Source organism: Sphingomonas sp. DG1-23, assembly GCF_030730875.1.
Classification (GTDB): Bacteria; Pseudomonadota; Alphaproteobacteria; order Sphingomonadales; family Sphingomonadaceae; genus Sphingomonas.
Genome location: NZ_JAVAMA010000011.1, coordinates 87,180 through 105,401, shown reverse-complemented (window position 1 = coordinate 105,401; position 18,222 = coordinate 87,180). Strand labels below are relative to the sequence as shown.

The following is an 18,222-nucleotide window of genomic DNA, read 5'->3' as shown; positions in this document are numbered from 1 at the left end:
GCGGTAAATGCCTGAACAGTCCGAGCAAACCCAGTCCCGCTTCACCCGTCGGGTGCTCGCATTGGTCGCAATCGGCTTCCTTGCGCTGATCGCTGCGGGGATCGCTACCGCGTGGCTGCAGACGCGCAATCAGGATCTGAGCGAGTGGGTGGAGCATACTTTGGGCGTGCAGGCGCGGCTCAGCGACTTCGCCAGCGCCAACGAGCGCGTCGAGACCGCGCGACGCGGGGTGCTGCTGGGTGGCGGCCCGGATTTCCGCAAGCGGATGGAGATCGCCTCGGGCGAGGCGGGTGCGGCGCTCGGCGACATCGTCCGGCTGACCGCCGACAATCCGCTCCAGATGCGGCGCGCGAACGAACTGCGCGGACTCCTCGTCCGGCAGCGTGAATTGCAGCGGCGCTCGATTGCGACCGTGAACGCGCGGCGGAGCGAGGCGCAAGGCGCTTTCGAGGACGATCCCGCGGTGATCGTGACGCGCCGGGTGCGCGATCTTTCGCGCACGATGATCGCCGAGGAGCGCAAGTTGCTCGCGGTCCGCCAGGTCGAGCAGGCCAATTCGCTGGCCGTCTTCTACGCGATCCTCGCGCTGACCGGCGCGCTGGTGGTGCTGGTCGCGGGAATCACGCTGACGGTGATGCTGCGCTATACCCGCGACCTCGCCGCCTCGCGGGTCGAATTGCGCCGGCTCAACCAGGGACTCGAGGCGATGGTCGACGCGCGCACCGCCGAGCTGCAGCGCGCCAATCAGGAGATTCAGCGCTTCGCCTATATCGTCTCGCACGATCTGCGCTCGCCTCTGGTCAACGTGATGGGTTTTACCGCCGAGCTCGACGCGGCGCGCAAGACCGTGGCGGGGCACCTCGATGCGATCGAGGCGGAATCGCCCGAGCTGGTCGAGGAGCCGGTGCGGCTGGCGGTGCGCGAGGATCTGCCCGAGGCGATCGGCTTCATCCGCACCTCCACCCAGAAGATGGACCGGCTGATCAATGCGATCCTGCGGCTGTCGCGCGAGGGGCGGCGCACGCTGGCTGTGGAGCAGGTCGACCTCAACGGGCTGGTCCAGTCGATCATCGACAGCCTGCAGCATCGGGCGACCGACGCCGGCGCCGAGATCCGCGCCGAGGCTCTGCCCGCCATTGCGAGCGACCGGCTGGCGATCGAGCAGATCCTGTCCAACCTGATCGAAAATGCGCTCAAATATCTGCAGCCCGGCCGGCCGGGGATCATCAAGGTGCGCGGCCATGTCGAGCACGACCGGGTTTTCGTCGAAGTGATCGACAATGGCCGCGGAATCGATCCGCGCGATCACGAACGCATCTTCGACCTGTTCCGCCGCTCGGGCATGCAGGACCAGCCGGGCGAGGGGATCGGTCTCGCGCACGTCCGCGCGCTCGCCTATCGGCTCGGCGGACTCATCGAAGTGCGATCGGAGCTTGACCGCGGCGCCACCTTCAGGCTTTCGCTGCCGCGGGTCCTGAAGCCCGGGGGAGAGTGAAAGTGACCAATCATCAACCCGTTAACATCGTGATGATCGAGGATGACGAAGGCCATGCCCGGCTGATCGAGAAGAATATCCGCCGCGCGGGCATTTCGAACCGGATCCGCCACTTCACCGACGGCACTTCGGCGCTCGACTATCTGTACGATGCGCCCGAGGGGCCGGCGAAGAACGGGCCGGCGCTGATCCTGCTCGATCTCAACCTGCCCGACATGAGCGGCACCGACATTCTCGGCCGGATCAAGGCCGAAGGCAGCCCGCTCAAGCGCACGCCGGTGGTGGTGCTGACCACGACCGACGACAAGGTCGAGATCCAGCGCTGCTACGATCTCGGCTGCAACGTCTACATCACCAAGCCGGTGAATTACGAGAATTTCGCCGACGCGATCCGTCAGCTCGGGCTGTTCCTGTCGGTGATCCAGGTACCCGAGATCGGGGACGCCGATTGAGCAACGCCGCGGCGCGCATTCTCTATATCGACGATGACGAGGGGCTGCGACGGCTGGCCCAGCGCGCGCTGACGCGTCGCGGCTTCGCGGTGAGCCTCGCGGCGAGCGGCACCGAGGGCGTCGAGATGGTCCGCGGCGGCGGCTATGACCTGATCGCCGTCGATCACTATATGCCGGGGCAGGACGGGCTGACCACGCTCAACCTGCTCCATGCACTGCCCGATTGCCCGCCGGTGGTCTATGTCACCGGATCGGAGGAGACGCGGATCGCGGTCGCGGCATTGAAGGCGGGCGCGGCCGATTACGTCGTCAAATCGGTGGGCGACGATTTCTTCGACCTGCTCGCCAGCAGCTTTCAGCAGGCGCTGGAGAAGGTGCGGCTGCGCAGCGCCAAGGAAGCGGTCGAGGAAGAGCTGCGCGCGAGCAACGCCCGGCTCGAGGCGTTGCTCGGCGAAGTCAATCATCGCGTGTCGAACAGCCTGCAACTGGTTTCGGCGTTCGTCCATATGCAGGCATCGATGCTCTCCGATACGGTGGCCAAGGGCGCATTGCTCGAGACCCAGCAGCGCATCCAGGCGATCGCGCAGGTTCATCGCCGGCTCTATACCTCGGGCGATGTCGAGTTCGTGTCGATGGACGATTATCTGCGCGCTTTGGTCGCCGAGCTTGAGCAGACCTGGTCGACGCCGGCCTCGCCGCGGACGCTGCGGCTGACCGCCGAGCCGATCAAGCTCAAGACTGACCGCGCGGTTTCGCTGGGGGTGATCGTCAACGAGCTCGTCACCAATGCGTGCAAATATGCCTATGGCCCGGCGAGCGGCGGCGAGGTTCGGATCAATCTCGCGCATGTGTCGGACGCGCATTTCCATCTGTCGGTCGAGGATGACGGGATCGGTATGCCGCAGGACGGCAAGATCCAGGGGACCGGGCTCGGCACCAGACTGGTGCGGGCGATGGCGAGCAGCCTGCAGGCGAAGATCGATTTCGACCCCGCGCATGCCGGGGTACGGACGACGTTAAGCGTGCCGTACTGAGTTCGCGACGGTGCAGCGGGATCGGTATGCGACGATCTGCGTTACCTTCGCGAATCGATTTGCGAGGATGCAGGCTTGGTAGAGAAGGCAAATCTGGGGGTGGTGGGGCTGGATGACATCACATCCGGCGGATTGACACGGGGACGGCTCTTCCTGCTCGAAGGGAGCCCGGGGACGGGCAAGACCACGATCGCAACGCAATTCCTGCGCGCCGGCGCCGAGGCCGGCGAGCGGTCGCTCTACATCACTCTGTCCGAGACCGAGGACGAGCTGCGTGCGGGCGCTGAATCGCACGGCTGGAACCTCGACGGGATCGACCTCTTCGAGTTGGTGCCGCCCGAGAGCCTGCTCGACGAGGAGCAGCAGCAGAGCCTGCTCTATTCCTCCGATCTCGAGTTGGGCGAGACCACGCGACGCATATTTCAGGCGTTCGAGCAGACCAATCCGCAGCGCGTAGTGCTCGACAGCCTGTCCGAGATCCGGCTGCTCGCGCAATCTTCGCTGCGCTATCGGCGACAGATCCTCGCGCTCAAGCATTATTTCGCGCGCAGCGGGGTGACCGTGCTGATGCTCGACGATCTTTCGAGCGAAGCCAACGACCGGACGATGCACAGCGTCGCGCACGGCGTGATCCGGCTCGAGGAATTGTCGCCGGAATATGGCTCGGAGCGGCGGCGGATGCGGGTCGTGAAATATCGCGGCCAGCGCTATCGCGGCGGCTATCACGACTTCGTGATCGATACCGGGGGCGTCCGCGTCTTCCCGCGGCTGGTCTCGGCCGAGCACAAGACCGATTTCAAACGCGAGGTGCTGCAGAGCGAGTCCATGGGGCTCAACGCGCTGCTCGGCGGCGGCGTCGAGCGCGGTTCGAGCACGCTGATTCTCGGGCCCGCCGGCACCGGCAAGTCGCTGCTGACGCTGACTTTCATCGCCGGGGCGATCGCGCGCGGCGAGCAGGCTGCGATGTTCGTGTTCGACGAGGAACTCGGACTTTTGTTCGAGCGCGCCATGGGCGTCGGGTTCGACCTGCAAGCGATGGTCGACAGCAAGCGGCTGCTGATCGAGCAGGTCGACGCGGCCCAACTCACGCCGGGCGAGCTTTCGGAGAAAGTGCGGCGCTGCGTCGAGCAGAACGGCGCGAGGACCGTGGTAATCGACAGCCTCAATGGCTATCAGGCGGCGATGCCCGAAGAGAATGCGCTCGTGCTGCACATGCACGAGCTGCTGCAATATCTGAACCGGCAAGGCGCATCGACTTTCCTCACCGTCGCGCAGCACGGGCTGGTCGGCGACATGAAGGCGCCGGTCGATGTCACCTATCTGGCCGACACGGTGATCCTGCTGCGTTATTTCGAAGCGCTGGGGCGCGTGCGGCGGGCGATCTCGGTGATCAAGAAGCGCACCAGCGCGCACGAGGACACGATCCGCGAATATCGCATCGACAAAAACGGGATCACGCTGGGCGAGCCGCTGATGGGCTTCCAGGGCGTACTGCGCGGAGTGCCGACGCTGTTGGGCGAGACCGGCCAATTGCTCGAAACGGACGGCGATTGACTCCGCAGCATTCCGAACGCGGGCTGATCCTTGCACCGCAGGGTCGCGATGCCACGGTCGCGCAGGCGATGCTCGGCGAGGCCGGGCTGCCCGGCGCGATCGCGCATTCGGTGCCCGAGCTGGTCGCCTTGCTCGCCGAGGGCGCCGGATTCGCATTGGTTACCGAGGAGGCGCTGGCGGGCGCCGATCTCAACCCGCTCGCCGCCTGGATCCAGGACCAGCCCGAATGGTCGGACTTTCCGTTCGTGCTGCTCACCCAGCGTGGCGGCGGGCTCGAGCGGAATCCGGAAGCGACGCGCTATCTGCAGGTGCTGGGCAATGTCACCTTCCTCGAACGGCCGTTCCATCCGACGACGTTGGTCAGCTTCGCCCGATCGGCGGTGCGCGGGCGCCGCCGGCAATATGAGGCACGGGCGCGGCTCGAGGAACTGCACCAGCTCGCCACCGGGCTCGAGCAGCGCGTGGAAGAGCGAACCGCCGAGCATCGGGTGGCAGTGGCGCAATTGCACGAGGCGCAGAAGCTCGAGACCCTCGGCCAGCTGACCGGCGGTGTCGCGCACGACTTCAACAATCTGCTGACGCCGATCATGGGCGCGCTCGACATGCTGCGGCGCAAATATGGCGACCAGGATGCGCGTTCGGCGCGGCTGATCGACAATGCGCTGCAATCGGCCGATCGCGCGCGAACGCTCGTCCAGCGGCTGCTCGGCTTCGCGCGGCGGCAGACGCTGGAGACCAAGGCGCTCGATGTCGGTGGGCTCATCGACGGCATGCGCGATCTGATCGCAAGCTCGGTCGGCCCCGAGATCGAGCTGCGGATCCGCCACGAGGCCGACCTGCCCGCCGCCACCGCCGACCCCAACCAGCTCGAACTCGCGATCCTAAATCTCTGCGTCAACGCGCGCGATGCGATGGACGGGAATGGCACGCTCACCATCGTCGCCGACGAAGTGGCGTTCGGGCCGGGATCGCAGCCGCGGCTGACTCCGGGGCTGTACGTGCGGCTTTCGGTGATCGACACCGGCTGCGGGATGGACGCGGAGACGCTGGCGCGTGCGGTAGAGCCCTTTTATTCGACCAAGGAGACCGGGCGCGGCACCGGGCTCGGGCTGTCGATGGTCCACGGCCTCGCGGCGCAGCTGGGCGGAGGTTTTGCGCTGTCGAGCGAGCCGGGGCAGGGGACCCGCGCCGATCTGTATCTCAAGGTGGCCGATGCGAAGGTCGCGCGCGGCCCGGCCGAGCGGCGGCAGCCGCCGTTGCTCGCCAACGGGCGAGCGCTTTCGGTGCTGCTCGTAGACGATGAGGATCTCGTCCGGATCGGCACTGCGGAAATGATCCGCGATCTCGGCCATGAGGTGACCCATGCGAGCGGCGGCGCCGAAGCGCTTGCGCGGCTCGAGGCCGGCCTGCGTCCCGACGTGGTGATCACCGACTACAAAATGCCGCGGATGGACGGTGCCGAGCTCGCCAAACGCGTCCGCGACACGCTCTCGGACGTGCCGATCCTGTTGATCACCGGCTATACCGGCACCACCGAGAACACCCACCATCTGCCGCGGCTCCCCAAACCGTTCGGGCAGGCCGAGATCGCCGCCGCGCTCGCAGCTCTGGTCGAACCCGACGACAAGGTGGTGCGGCTGCCGGGACGGCGGCGGCCTTAGCGGAGCGTCAGAGTAGAATCCCCGAGAGTCTATCTGTTCCCCGGCGGAGGCAGGGGCTGGTTGCAAGCGCTCTCAAGGTGGTATCACCTCTCGACTTCGCCGATACTGCCCCGGCCTTCGCCGGGGAACAAATGATCAAGCTCTAGAAAATCGCCCACATCGCCGCAGCGCTCGCCGCCGCCGCCGCGATCGCCACTGCGACGTAGCGCCAGCCGCCGCCGACGCGGACGACCTCGATCTCGCGAAGCGGCGGGGCGGGCGGCGCGCCGCCGGGGGCGGGATAGCGCAATTCGATGTTGCGGATCAGCTCGGGCAATCGCGCCAGAGTGCGCAGATCGGTGATGATCCGGTCGGCGACCGCGGCTTCGGGGCCGAGTTCGGTGCGGATCCATTCGCCGACGAACGGCCCTGAGGTCTCCCAAAGATTGATCTCGGGATCGAGCCCGCGCGCGACGCCCTCGACCATCACCATCGTCTTCTGGAGCAGAAGCAGATGCGGTTGGGTCTGCATGTCGAAGTCGCGGGTGATGTTGAACAGCCCGTCGAGCATCGCGCCGACGCTCATGTCCTTGACCGGCAGGCCACGCATCGGCTCGCCGACCGCGCGCAGCGCCGTGGCGAATTCGGCGACATTGTGGTGCGCGGGGACATAGCCCGCCTCGAAATGGATCTCGGCGACGCGCTTATAGTTGCCGGTGATCAGTCCGTAGAGGATCTCGGCCAGCCAGACACGCGCGCGGCGATCGATCCGGCCCATGATGCCGAAATCGATCGCGGCGATGCGACCGTCGGGGAGCGCGAACAGATTCCCCTGGTGCATGTCGGCGTGGAAGAAGCCCTCGGCGATCGCCTGGCGGAGAAAGGCGCGGATCAATTTGCCGGCGAGCGCACTGGTGTCGTGACCGGCGGCGATCAGCGCGGTCCGGTCCGACAGCTTGATTCCGTCGAGCCATTCGAGGGTGAGCACCTTGCCGGTAGTGCGCTGCCAGTCGATCGCGGGCACGTAGAAATCGGGCTCGGCGGTCATGCCTTCGGCGAGTTCGGAAGCCGAGGCTGCTTCGCGGCGCAAATCGAGTTCGCGCGCGGTCCAGCGCTTGAAGGTCTCGATGATCAGGCGGGGACGGAGCCGCGCGGCTTCGCCGCCCATGCCCTCGACCTGCGCGGCCGCCCATTCATAAGTGCCGATCGCCTTGGCGAACTCGGTCTCGATGCCGGGCCGGAGCACCTTGACCGCGACGTGGCGGCCGTCGGTGGTGACCGCCCGATGGACCTGCGCGATCGACGCGGCGCCGACCGGGATCTTCTCGATCGAGGCGAAGACAGTTTCGAGCGGGCGGCCGTAGGACGCTTCGATGCGCTCGCGGATCACGGCGAAAGGAAGCGGCGGCAGCGCGTCCTGCAGGCGAAGCAGGTCACTCGCCGCTGCCTCGCCGACGAGATCGGGGCGCGTCGCCAGCGTCTGGCCGAGCTTGATCGCGGCGGGACCGATCGCCTGAAAGGCGTCGGCATAGCGCGGTACTTCGGGCACGCGCGCGCCGAAGCGGGCGAGACGGGCGACGCGGCGGACCGGCTTCGGGGTATTGGGGTCGCGCTCGATCCCGCGCAACGCGCCGTGACGCGCGAGGATGCGACCCCATTTGAGCAGGCGCCAGAGATGGACGGCAGGGGCGGTCACGCGGGGACGCCGTCATCCCGGCGGACGCCGGGATCTCGTGCCGTATCGCGCCCTCGCCCGAGGTCCCGGCGTTCGCCGGGATGACGGAAATGATCGAAACGCGTCACAGGATTCAAATCTTCCAGCCGCTGTGGATCGCGACCAGCCCACCGAGCAGCGGCTCGACCTTGGTCTGGGTGAAGCCGGCGTCGCGGATCATCGCCTCGAATTCGGGCATCGGCGGAAAGCGGCGAATCGATTCGATCAGATAGCGATACGAATCCGCATCGCCGGCGAGCAATTTGCCGAGCTGCGGCACGAGATGGTGCGAATAGGCGTCATAGACCTGCGCGAATCCCGGCCATTGGGTGGTCGAGAATTCGAGCACGTAGAACCGGCCGCCGCGCTTGAGCACCCGATGCGCCTCGCGGAGCGCCTTTGGGATGTCGGTGACGTTGCGGATGCCGAAGGCGATCGTATAGGCGTCGAAGAAGCGGTCGGGCCATTGCAGTTCTTCCGCATTGGCTTCGCTCCACACCAGCCCGTCGATCCCGCGCTGGGCGGCGCGCTCGACCCCGACGGCGAGCATCTCCGAATTGATGTCGGCGACGGTGATCGCCGCGCCCGACGGCGCCATGCGGAAGGCGATGTCGCCGGTGCCGCCGGCCATGTCGAGGATATGCTCGCCGTCGCGCGGCTTCACCCGGCGGACGAACAAATCTTTCCACAGCCGGTGGAGGCCGCCCGACATCGCGTCGTTCATCAGATCATATTTCGAGGCGACGCTGGAGAAGACCTCGCCGACGCGGGCGGTCTTGTCCTCGGGGGCGATGTCTTCGTAGCCGAAGGAGACGGTGTCGGGCATGGCGTGCCTGTAGCGGGGAGGGTGCGGCTAGCAAACCCCCGTCATCCCGGCGAAAGCCGGGACCTCGTGTCACTTGCCGTGCGCCCGCTGCCCGCGATCCCCGCTTTCGCCGGGCTGACGGAGAGGGTAGGCGGGGGCAATGCCAGAACTTCCCGAAGTCGAGACGACCGTCCGTGGCCTCGAACCGGTGCTGAAAGGCGCGCGGATCGAACGGGTGACGCTCCGTCGCGCCGATCTCCGCCGCCCGTTCCCCGAGGGTCTCGGGCAGCGGCTGACCGGGGCGACGGTGACCGGACTGGGGCGGCGCGCGAAATATGGGCTGATCGACACCGATCGCGGCGACACATTGGTCTTCCATCTCGGCATGTCGGGGCGGTGGCGGATCGATCCCGAGGAATTGGGCAAGCACGATCATTTCGTGATCGAGACCGCGAAGCACCGGCTCGCGCTCAACGACGCGCGGCGATTCGGCTCGGTCGATCTGGTCCCGACCGGGGGATTGGCGGAATGGCCGGCCTTTGCCGCGCTGGGCCCCGAGCCGCTCGGGGCCGAATTCGATGCGGCGCATCTGGCACAGGCGTTCGAGGACCGAATCGCGCCGGTAAAGGCGTTGCTGCTCGACCAGCGCGTGGTCGCGGGGCTCGGCAATATCTATGTGTGCGAGGCGCTGTACCTCGCCCGGATCGCGCCGACGCGGGCGGCGGGGACGATATCCCGGAAGCAGCTGACGAAACTGGTCGACGCCGTGCGCGAGGTGCTGACCGCGGCGATCCGGGCGGGCGGCTCGACGTTGCGCGATTATGCGCGCCCCGATGGCGAGCTCGGCTATTTCGCCAAGGAATGGCGGGTATATGGGCGCGAAGGCGAGCCGTGCGCATGCGGCGGGCTGGTCGAGCGGCGCGTCGATTCGGGGCGCTCGACCTTCTGGTGCCCGCGGTGCCAGAAATAGCCAGTAGCGAGATCCCGGCTTTCCCGGGGATGACGAGAACGCGAAGGTTGACCCGAATCGCCACAGACGTTAAGGGGCTCGCCTTTCCCGGCGTGGGCCTTCCCTCGCCCTTCCAATTGAGCAGGAACGAGACGGCATGGCGAATACGCCGCAAGCGAAGAAGCGTATCCGGCGGAACGACCGCCGTGCGGAGATCAACGGTACGCGCGTCAGCCGTATCCGCACCTTCATCAAGAAGGTCGAGTCGGCGCTCGAATCGGGCGACAAGGCCGCTGCCAGCGCCGCGCTCGCCGCCGCGCAGCCCGAGATCGCGCGCGGCGTCGCCAAGGGCGTGCTCCACAAGAATACTGCAGGCCGCAAGTTCTCGCGCCTCAACAAGCGCGTGCAAGCGCTGGCATAAACGTCACATTTCCGTAACGATAACCCCGCCGGACCCGCTCCGGCGGGGTTTTTCGCGTGTGCAGCAAAGGACTTGGCCCCCATGTGCGACTAGCTTGGGGTAAGTGGCGGAAATCCAACGATTCGCATGCTTCAATTTTATGAAGGTTAGCGTAAACCACTGAAATTTCAGGTGGAAAATTGTGACAGGACGGAAAACCGCGGGTTCTTCCGAGTCAACAAAACTATTTCACTTTCTTTGCATGCCGGGCCTTGCTCGACTCAGTTTTCGGTTCCTAAAACAGATGTCCCGGCGCGTTTCGTTGCCGGGTTTAGTGAAAGCTCAACGCGCCAGCCTGGGGGCATTTCCGGCTGCGGGGAGCCTTTGGTCGTAATGAGTTTACGCGCGGAAAGGTCTGCTTTCCGCGAAGGAGGGGTGCGTCGTTGTGACTCAGGTGCAGACACTGGAGCGGGGTGACATGGAGGCAGTCAGCAAGGCGTGGAGCCATGTGCGCGGCAACCTGCGGCGCTCTGCTGGTCAGCGCCTGTTCGACCAGTGGCTGAAACCGGTGGTGCTGATCGAGGGATCGAACAGCCAGGCCGTGCGGCTGGGCCTGCCGTCGTCGTTCATGACCCAATGGGTCAAGAATCACTATTCCGAGCGCCTGCTGCTCGAATTCCGCGCGGTGCTGCCCGAGGTGCTGAGCGTCACCATCGAGACGATGGCCGACGAACCCGCGCGCGTGCTCAAGGCCGAGCTCGAAGCCGCCCCCGTGCCGCTGCCGCAGGGCGAGCGTCCGGCATTCGATCCGCGCTTCACCTTCGAGCGGTTCGTCGTCGATTCGGCCAATCGCGTCGCGTTCAACGCGGCGAAGGCCGTCGCGCAGCCGGGCATGCCGCAATTCAGCCCGCTCTACCTCCACGCCGGCACCGGCCAGGGCAAGACCCATCTGATGCACGCGCTGGGTCACGCCTTTCTCGACGCCAACCCGGATGCGACGGCGATCTACGTCACTGCCGAACGCTTTATGTTCGAGTTCGTGCAGGCGCTGCGCAACAAGGACACGCACGCGTTCAAGACGCGGCTGCGCTCGGTCGATCTGCTGATGATCGACGACCTTCAGTTCATCGGCGGCAAGGACGCGACGCAGGAAGAGTTCTTCCACACCGTCAACGAGTTCATGTCGTCGGGGAAGCGCCTCGTGATCGCCGCCGATCGCGCGCCGCAGGCGCTCGAAGGCTTCGAGCCGCGGCTGGCCGGACGGCTCGGTTCGGGCCTCGTCGCCGACATCAAGCCCGCCGAGCTCGAGCTGCGCCGTGCGATCGTCGCCCGCAAGCTCGAGGATATGCCTGCGGTCGACATGCCGGAAGAGGTCGTCGATCTGCTCGCGGCGCGAATCACCTCGAACGTCCGCGAGCTCGAAGGCGCGCTCAACCGGCTGGTCGCCTATGCCAATCTGTCGAACGAGACGATCACGATCGATTTCGCAGTGACGACGCTCGGCGAGGTGCTGCGCAACGCCCAGCGGCGTATCACGATCGACGAGATCCAGCGCGCGGTATCGAGCCATTTCGAGGTCAAGCAGATCGACCTGATTTCGGAACGGCGCGCCGTTGCGATCGCGCGCCCGCGTCAGATCGCGATGTATCTCGCCAAGCGACTCACCACGCGCTCGCTTCCCGAGATCGGCCGCAAGTTCGGCAATCGCGATCATTCGACCGTGATCCACGCGGTGCGACGGATCGAGGAATTGCGCGGCAAGGATGTCGAGATCGACGGCGCGGTGCGCGCGTTGATGCGCTCGCTCGAGGGCTGAGCGCACAAGTTCCGCCCCTTTGAGGGGCGGCTTCCCACCCGCTGGGTGGGGGCGGGGTGGAGGAGATGAGAGCGGGGCAAACGCTATGGTCACGCCTCCACCCCGATTGTCTTAGATCCTCCCTCGCGCGGGGACCACGAAGTGGTGGAGGGGGCCTGTCCGCGCGCGATGTCTTTGTGGAGGCGCCCCCTCCGTCGCCCTCGGCGCCACCTCCCCCGCTTCGCGAGGGAGGATTTTCATCGACTCACGGCACGATCCGGAAGAAATAACTGTAGCTGCGCTGGGTGCCGGCGACGTTCACCCGGTCGATCGTGACGTCGTAATAGGTGTTGGCCTGTAGCCCGCTCACTGCGAACTGGATGTTGTTGGGCAAGCCATAGCCTTGCGTGTCGTAGGCGATCCGCGAGACGGTCAGCGTCGCGCCGCCGCGCTGGCGGACGGTGATCGCGGCGTTCGAGAAATCGACATTGGTGTTGCCCCATTTGTTGGTCTTGTTCGAGATCACCCCGAACGAGAGCAGTGCGCGGGTGTCGAACAGCCGCGCCGGATAATCCTCGAACGGATAGGCGACATAATCGGGAAGCGGCCCGGTCGGGCCCGCGGGGCCGGCGGTGTCGAACACCTTCATCGCCGCTGCGTCGGCGCGGCTGCTGGTCTGGTAGCGCCCGGCGACCCGCCCATAGGCGATCGAGCCGAGAAACGGATCGAGCAGCCAGCGGCGATGCCCGACATTTTCGGCGACGATGTTCTGCACTTCGGTGAGCCAGCCGGCGATGATCTGCTCGTCGGTGAAGAAGCCGAGGCCGGGGCCGGTGCCGCCATAGAGATTGCTCGACCCGGACGCGGCTGCGCCCGCGGCGGTGTAGCAGCGCCAGCTGGTCGGCGGGGTATGGCTGAGCTGGGCATTGGCCGCCTGCATCAGCGCCGATTGCTGTGCCCCGGACTCGTCGGCGGGGGAATATGCGACGGCCGGCAGGCGATGGAGCGCACGGACCGCGTTGAGGGTCTGCAGCACCTGGCTGGTCACTGCCGGCTTGAGCAGTCCTGGCTGACAGGCGGCGATGTCGACGGGAGTCGTGTACAGCGCGGCGGCGGCAGTGAGGAAGTCGCCGGGCACCGGCGTGGGGGTCGGGAAGGGAACCGGGACCGGGGTGGGCGTCGGCGTCGGACCCGGCGTGTCGATCGGTGGAGGAACGACCGTTCCGCCGCCGTCGCTGCCTCCGCCACCCCCGCACGCGGACAGGGCCAGCAGCGGGATCATCAGCAGAGTCAGTTGTTTACGCATCACCGCGCCCTCACGCAGGAGCGCCTCAGCGCGCGTCCTGGGCAAAGGGGTAACGCGGCAAGTGCGCGTGCGTTTCCTTGGCTGCGAGGCTCAGTCGCAGCCTTTGCCGGTTTTGCGGGCGGCCCAGCCGATCGCGCCGTCGATCATTTTGCGGTGCGCCGCATCGGACCACACTTCGGATTTGTGGCCGAGCGCGGAGTAGAAGATCCGCGCCTTGCCCTCGCAGCGCCACCAGATCAGCGCGTGCTTCTCGCCCATCCTGTGTTTGGGTTCGAGCCGCATGCCGGTCTCGTCGAGCCGGGCGAGGACATGGGCGTCGGCGCGCAGCGGGGAGGCCCAAGCGTAATATTCCTCGGTCCAGCGCCAGCGCACCGGCAGATGCCGGGTGGCCGGATGGGTGCGATCGACCAGGATCAGCTCGGACTGCTGGAACTGATCGCCGCCGCCGGGGTGGCCGGTATAGCCGCCATAGCCGACCAATGCCTGATACCAATCGGGATGGCTGCCGTCGCCGGCGGCATGAAGGCCGACGAACCCATGGCCTGCGGCGAGATACTCCTGGAAGGCGGCGCGCTGGTCGGGGGTGAACAGATCGCCGCTGGCGCTGGCGAAGACCACGGCGTCGAATTTGGCGAGCTGGGCGGGATTGAAGATCGCGGCATTCTCGGTGGCCCAGGCGCTCCAGCCGCGGGCGCGGACCAGCTTCGCGATCGCGGCGGTGGCGGCGGGGATGGAATCGTGGCGATAGCTGTTGGTCTTGCTGAAGATCAGGATCGCCGGGCGATGGAGCGGCGGGAGCGTCGGGGCGACGGTGTCGAGGCTCGGCGCGGGGCGATGCGGGTCGGGGACGGTTTGTCCCAGCAACGCCAGTGCACTCAATCCGATGAGCATCTTCGTAGCGAACACGCGCTTCTCCTCCCTTTACGTCATCCCTGGCGCACGCCGGGATCTCAGGCCATATCGCGTCCTCGCCCGAGATCCCGGCCTTCGCCGGGATGACGATAAAGGCGCTAGACCTGCAACCCCACCGCCGCCTGCGCGGCCTTGAGCGTCGGCGCGGCGAGCGCGTTGGCGCGTTCGGCGCCCTTGGCCAGCTGCGCCCCTACCGCTGCGCGATCGTCGAGCAATTGCTTCAACCGGTCGCGCACCGGCGCGAGCACCGCCACCGCCAGATCGGCGAGCGCCGGCTTGAACGCGCCGAAGCCTTGGCCGGCGAATTCCTCGACCACCGATTGCGGCGTGCGTTCGGCGAGCGCGGCGTAGATCGTCACGAGGTTCTTCGCCTCGGGGCGTTCGGCCAGCGCGTCGAAGCTGTCGGGCAGCAGATCGGCGTCGGACTTCGACTTGCGGATCTTGGCGGCGATCGTGTCGTCGTCGTCGATCAGGTTGATCCGGCTCATGTCCGACGGATCGGACTTGGACATCTTGGCGCTGCCGTCGCGCAAGGACATGATCCGCGGCGCGGCCGTCGAGATCAAGGGCTCGGGGAGCGGGAACAGCTCCACCCCGAAATCGGTGTTGAACTTGGTCGCGATGTCGCGGGCGAGTTCGAGATGCTGTTTCTGATCCTCGCCCACCGGCACGTGCGTCGCCTTGTAGACCAGCACGTCGGCGGCCTGAAGCACCGGATAGGTGAACAATCCGACGCTGGCGCCTTCGCGATTCTTGCCGGCTTTGTCCTTCCACTGGGTCATGCGGTTGAGCCAGCCCATCCGCGCGGTGCCCTGGAGGATCCAGCAGAGCTCGGCATGCGCGGGGACGCGGGCCTGGTTGAACAGGATCGCGCGATCGTCGATCCCGGCAGCCATCAGCGTCGCGGCCATCTCGATCGTCGAATTGGCGAGCTCCTGCGGGCTGACATTGCCGGTCAGCGCGTGGAGATCGGCAAGGAAGAACAGGCATTCGCCCCCATTCTCTTCGAGGGCGTCCTGCATCGCCACCCACTGCCGGATCGCCCCGAGATAATTGCCGAGGTGGAGATTGCCGGTGGTCTGGATGCCGGAAACGACGCGCATGTTCACTCCTTGGGTGCCGCGGATGCTTTGCGGCGGATCAGGGCCTTGATGTCGCTCACCCGATAGGCGCGGGTGACGAAACAGGCGACGACATAGAGCGCGCCGCCCGCGCCGACCAGCACGCTCAGCGCGGCGAAACGCATCCACAGATTGCCGGTCAGATAGGGATCGAGCAGCCGCTCGCCGGCGTAGAGCGCCGCGCCCATCAGGATCGCGGCGAGCGCGAGGCGGGGCAGGCGGCGCTTGAGCTGGGCATCGGCGGCGAAATGACCGCGCTTGCCGAGCGCGCGATAGAGCAGGACGAGATTGACGGTCGCGGCGATCGCGGTGGCGAGCGGCGGGCCGATATGCCCGATCCACGGGATCAGCACGAGATTGAGGATCAGGTTCACGCCGACCGAGATCGTCGCGAACCGGACCGGGGTGCGGGTGTCCTCGCGCGCATAGAAACCGGGCGTGAGCACCTTGATCAGCACATAGGCAGGCAACCCGATCGAGAAGGCCGAGAGCGCCCAGGCGCAGCGGACCGTATCCTCGGCGCTGAACTCGCCGTGCTGGAACAGGCCGCGGACGATCGGCTCGGCGGCGACGATGAAGGCGACCGTCGCGGGCAAGGTGAGAAACAGCGCCAGCTCGATCCCGCGATTCTGCGTCTCCATCGCCTCGGCGTCGCGCTTCTCGCCGAGCAGGCGCGACACGGTCGGCAGCAGGATCGTTCCCAGACCGATGCCGATCATTCCGAGCGGCAGCTGGTTCAGCCGATCGGCGTAATATATGTACGAGATCGACCCTTCGGCGAGCAGCGCGCCGGCGAGCGCCGTCGAGATGACGAGGTTGATCTGCACCGCACCTGCGCCCAGCGCGGCGGGGACGATCAGCTTCATCAGCCGGCGGATCTCCGGATCGAGCCGCGGGCGGCGCAGCTTGAGCGAGACGCCGGCGCGGCGGCAGGCGAGCCATAGCCAGCCGAGCTGGAGCAGCCCGCCGACGGGAATTGCGATCGCCTGCGCGCGCGCGGTCTCATAGGGATCGCCGTGGAAGAACAGCAGGGCTGTGACCATCGCGACGTTGAGCAGGATCGGCGCGGCGGCGTTGACCCAGAACTTGTCGAGCGAATTGAGGATCCCGCCGAGCAACGAGGCGAGGCTGATCAGCATCAGATAGGGGATCGTGATCCGCGACAATTCGACCGCGAAGGCGAATTGATCGGGCGTCGGATGCTGCTTCGAAAAGCCGCCGGCGAGACCCCAGGTGAGTGGCCATGCCGCGGCCAGCATCGCTGCGGTCATCACTGCGAGGAAGACGAACAATACTGCCAGCGCACGCTCGGCAAAGGCCAAAGCGGGGGCGAGCTCGCCCTTGTTCTCGCCGACCTTGCGATTGAACATCGGGATGAAGGCAGAGGCGAACGCCCCTTCGGCGAAGAAGGCGCGGAACATGTTGGGCAGTCGGAATGCGACGAGGAACGCGTCCGACGCGAAGCTCGCGCCGACAAAGGTCGCCTGGAGCGAATCGCGGACCAGCGCGAGGATGCGGCTGGCGAGCGTGAGTCCGCCGATCGAGCCGAGGCTGCGGGCGAGCTTCATGCGAATCCCGTTATCCCCGCGAAAGCGGGAACCCATCTCGTGCAGAAGTCAGGAGCGGCAACGGCTGTGGCGCGTGCCGACGGTCCAGGAGATGGGCCCCCGCTTTCGCGGGGGTGACGATTATTTGTCACTATGCCCGATCCCCCGGAAATAACGTCAGGCGTTGCCTGCGATCTCGCCCTGCGCGACGTCGCCGGCCTGGGCGCGCTGCTGCAGGTAGATGCCGGTGAAGTCGATCGGCTCGAGCATCAGCGGCGGGAAGCCGCCGTCGCGCACGCAATCGGCGATCACGCGGCGCGCGAAGGGGAACAGAATGCGCGGCGCTTCGCCGAGCAGGAAGGGCTCCATCTGCTCCTGCGGCACGTTGCGGATCGCGAACAGGCCGGCATAGGACAAGTCGACCACGAACGCGGTCTGGTCCTCGGCCTGCGCCTTGACGTCGATCTTGAGCACGACTTCGTAGACGTCCTCGCCGACCTGGCCCGAACCGATGTTGAACTGGACGTCGATGGCGGGTGCGGTCTGCGACTGATAGACCTGCGGCGCGTTCGGATTCTCGAACGACAGGTCCTTTACATATTGCGACAGCACCCCGGCGACCGGCGCGGTATCGGCGCCATTGGCCGCGGGTTCGCCGAATTCGGCGATGGTGTCGTTCTCTGCCATCGAAGATTCCTCTGTCTGTCGGAAAGTTTCGCGTACGTGACGCGTTTGTTCAGCCAGCGCGCCTAGCAGGGGCGCACGGAGACATCAATCGGGCGGCGATTTCGCGGGCGTTTGTATCCCGCGGCGCTAAGGCCTATGTATCTCGGCAACGAGGCTCGGAGGCTCAGTGTTTTACGTTATCCTGTTCGCGATGATCGCCGGTTTCCTGGCACTCAGGCTCTATTCGGTGCTGGGCAAGCGCACGGGCCATGAGCAAGCGCTGCCCAAGCCCGCCGAGGAGCGCATCGCGCCGCAGTCGATGCCGCGGACCATCGACGTAACCCCCGAAGTGCGCGAAAGCGCCGGCCGCCCGATCGAGGCGGGCGCCGAGAACGGGCTGCGCGCGGTCGTCTCCGCCGATTCGAGCTTCGACGTTGCCCAGTTCGTCGAAGGCGCCAAATCGGCGTACCGGATGATCCTCGAGGCCTTCTGGAAAGGCGATGAGGAAACGCTTGGCTGGCTGGTCGAGGACGAAGTGCGCGGTGGCTTTGCCGAGGCGATCGCCGAGCGCAAGGCCGCGGGCCATGTGCTCGACAACCGGCTGGTAGCGATCGAACGCACGGTGATCTCCGACGCCTCCGTGGACGGCAAGATCGCGCGGATCACGGTGCGCTTCGACGCCGATATCGCCGCGGTGACGCGCGACCAGGACGGCAATGTCGTCGCGGGTTCGCTCAGCGACGCGGTCGAGACGCACGATATCTGGACCTTCGCGCGGAACCTGCGCAGCGACGATCCCAACTGGAAGCTGGTCGAGACCGACGAAGCATAA

General features: G+C 66.4%; 16 protein-coding genes. 9 read left to right on the top strand and 7 right to left on the bottom strand.

Annotation, left to right across the window (positions count from 1 at the left end):
- Positions 1-7: 7 nt before the first annotated feature.
- The 5 genes from Q9Q95_RS17130 (at position 8) to Q9Q95_RS17110 (ending at position 6,196) form a co-directional block, all read left to right on the top strand.
- A complete protein-coding gene (locus Q9Q95_RS17130; protein WP_306098361.1) occupies positions 8-1,495 on the top strand; it encodes an ATP-binding protein in 1,488 nt (495 codons plus the stop codon).
- 2 nt (positions 1,496-1,497) lie between these two features.
- Entirely contained in the window at positions 1,498-1,947 is a 450-nt protein-coding gene (locus Q9Q95_RS17125; RefSeq protein ID WP_306098360.1) for a response regulator, read from the top strand.
- Positions 1,944-2,981, top strand: coding sequence for a sensor histidine kinase (locus Q9Q95_RS17120; RefSeq protein WP_306098359.1), 1,038 nt, complete (start codon positions 1,944-1,946; stop codon positions 2,979-2,981). The genes Q9Q95_RS17125 and Q9Q95_RS17120 overlap by 4 nt, the downstream gene beginning before the upstream one ends.
- Positions 2,982-3,080: 99 nt before the next feature.
- The gene (locus Q9Q95_RS17115) at positions 3,081-4,535 is read left to right on the top strand and encodes an ATPase domain-containing protein (protein ID WP_306098422.1); all 1,455 of its coding nucleotides are present in this window, start codon (positions 3,081-3,083) and stop codon (positions 4,533-4,535) included.
- Positions 4,532-6,196 carry an ATP-binding protein gene (locus Q9Q95_RS17110; protein WP_306098358.1) on the top strand — a complete coding sequence of 555 codons (1,665 nt, stop codon included), beginning with the start codon at positions 4,532-4,534 and terminating at the stop codon, positions 6,194-6,196. The genes Q9Q95_RS17115 and Q9Q95_RS17110 overlap by 4 nt, the downstream gene beginning before the upstream one ends.
- A 142-nt stretch (positions 6,197-6,338) precedes the next feature.
- Here Q9Q95_RS17110 and ubiB read toward each other — a convergent pair whose 3' ends face one another.
- Positions 6,339-7,871 carry a 2-polyprenylphenol 6-hydroxylase gene (gene ubiB, locus Q9Q95_RS17105; protein WP_306098357.1) on the bottom strand — a complete coding sequence of 511 codons (1,533 nt, stop codon included), beginning with the start codon at positions 7,869-7,871 and terminating at the stop codon, positions 6,339-6,341.
- A 112-nt stretch (positions 7,872-7,983) separates the two neighbouring features.
- Positions 7,984-8,715 carry a class I SAM-dependent methyltransferase gene (locus Q9Q95_RS17100; RefSeq protein ID WP_306098356.1) on the bottom strand — a complete coding sequence of 244 codons (732 nt, stop codon included), beginning with the start codon at positions 8,713-8,715 and terminating at the stop codon, positions 7,984-7,986.
- A 139-nt stretch (positions 8,716-8,854) separates the two neighbouring features.
- On the opposite strand from Q9Q95_RS17100, the gene mutM reads away from it, so the two are divergent.
- From mutM to dnaA, 3 genes are all read left to right on the top strand, one after another.
- The gene (mutM, locus tag Q9Q95_RS17095; protein ID WP_306098355.1) at positions 8,855-9,664 is read left to right on the top strand and encodes a bifunctional DNA-formamidopyrimidine glycosylase/DNA-(apurinic or apyrimidinic site) lyase; all 810 of its coding nucleotides are present in this window, start codon (positions 8,855-8,857) and stop codon (positions 9,662-9,664) included.
- A 136-nt stretch (positions 9,665-9,800) separates the two neighbouring features.
- A complete protein-coding gene (gene rpsT, locus Q9Q95_RS17090; protein ID WP_306098354.1) occupies positions 9,801-10,064 on the top strand; it encodes a 30S ribosomal protein S20 in 264 nt (87 codons plus the stop codon).
- A 457-nt stretch (positions 10,065-10,521) separates the two neighbouring features.
- Positions 10,522-11,859, top strand: a complete 1,338-nt coding sequence (gene dnaA, locus Q9Q95_RS17085) for a chromosomal replication initiator protein DnaA (RefSeq protein ID WP_306098421.1) — start codon at positions 10,522-10,524, stop codon at positions 11,857-11,859.
- 244 nt (positions 11,860-12,103) lie between these two features.
- Here dnaA and Q9Q95_RS17080 read toward each other — a convergent pair whose 3' ends face one another.
- The 5 genes from Q9Q95_RS17080 to secB form a co-directional block, all read right to left on the bottom strand.
- Complete coding sequence (locus Q9Q95_RS17080) at positions 12,104-13,144, bottom strand: CAP domain-containing protein (RefSeq protein WP_306098353.1); 1,041 nt, start codon at positions 13,142-13,144, stop codon at positions 12,104-12,106.
- Positions 13,145-13,234: 90 nt separating this feature from the next.
- A complete protein-coding gene (locus Q9Q95_RS17075) occupies positions 13,235-14,050 on the bottom strand; it encodes a ThuA domain-containing protein (RefSeq protein WP_306098352.1) in 816 nt (271 codons plus the stop codon).
- 104 nt (positions 14,051-14,154) lie between these two features.
- Complete coding sequence (trpS, locus tag Q9Q95_RS17070) at positions 14,155-15,159, bottom strand: tryptophan--tRNA ligase (protein ID WP_306098351.1); 1,005 nt, start codon at positions 15,157-15,159, stop codon at positions 14,155-14,157.
- 2 nt (positions 15,160-15,161) lie between these two features.
- On the bottom strand, positions 15,162-16,745 hold the full coding sequence (gene murJ / locus Q9Q95_RS17065) for a murein biosynthesis integral membrane protein MurJ (RefSeq protein WP_306098350.1): 1,584 nt from the start codon (positions 16,743-16,745) through the stop codon (positions 15,162-15,164).
- Positions 16,746-16,901: 156 nt separating this feature from the next.
- Complete coding sequence (gene secB / locus Q9Q95_RS17060; RefSeq protein ID WP_306098349.1) at positions 16,902-17,411, bottom strand: protein-export chaperone SecB; 510 nt, start codon at positions 17,409-17,411, stop codon at positions 16,902-16,904.
- 166 nt (positions 17,412-17,577) lie between these two features.
- Between secB and Q9Q95_RS17055 the strand changes: the two genes are divergently transcribed.
- A complete protein-coding gene (locus Q9Q95_RS17055) occupies positions 17,578-18,222 on the top strand; it encodes a Tim44/TimA family putative adaptor protein (protein WP_306098348.1) in 645 nt (214 codons plus the stop codon).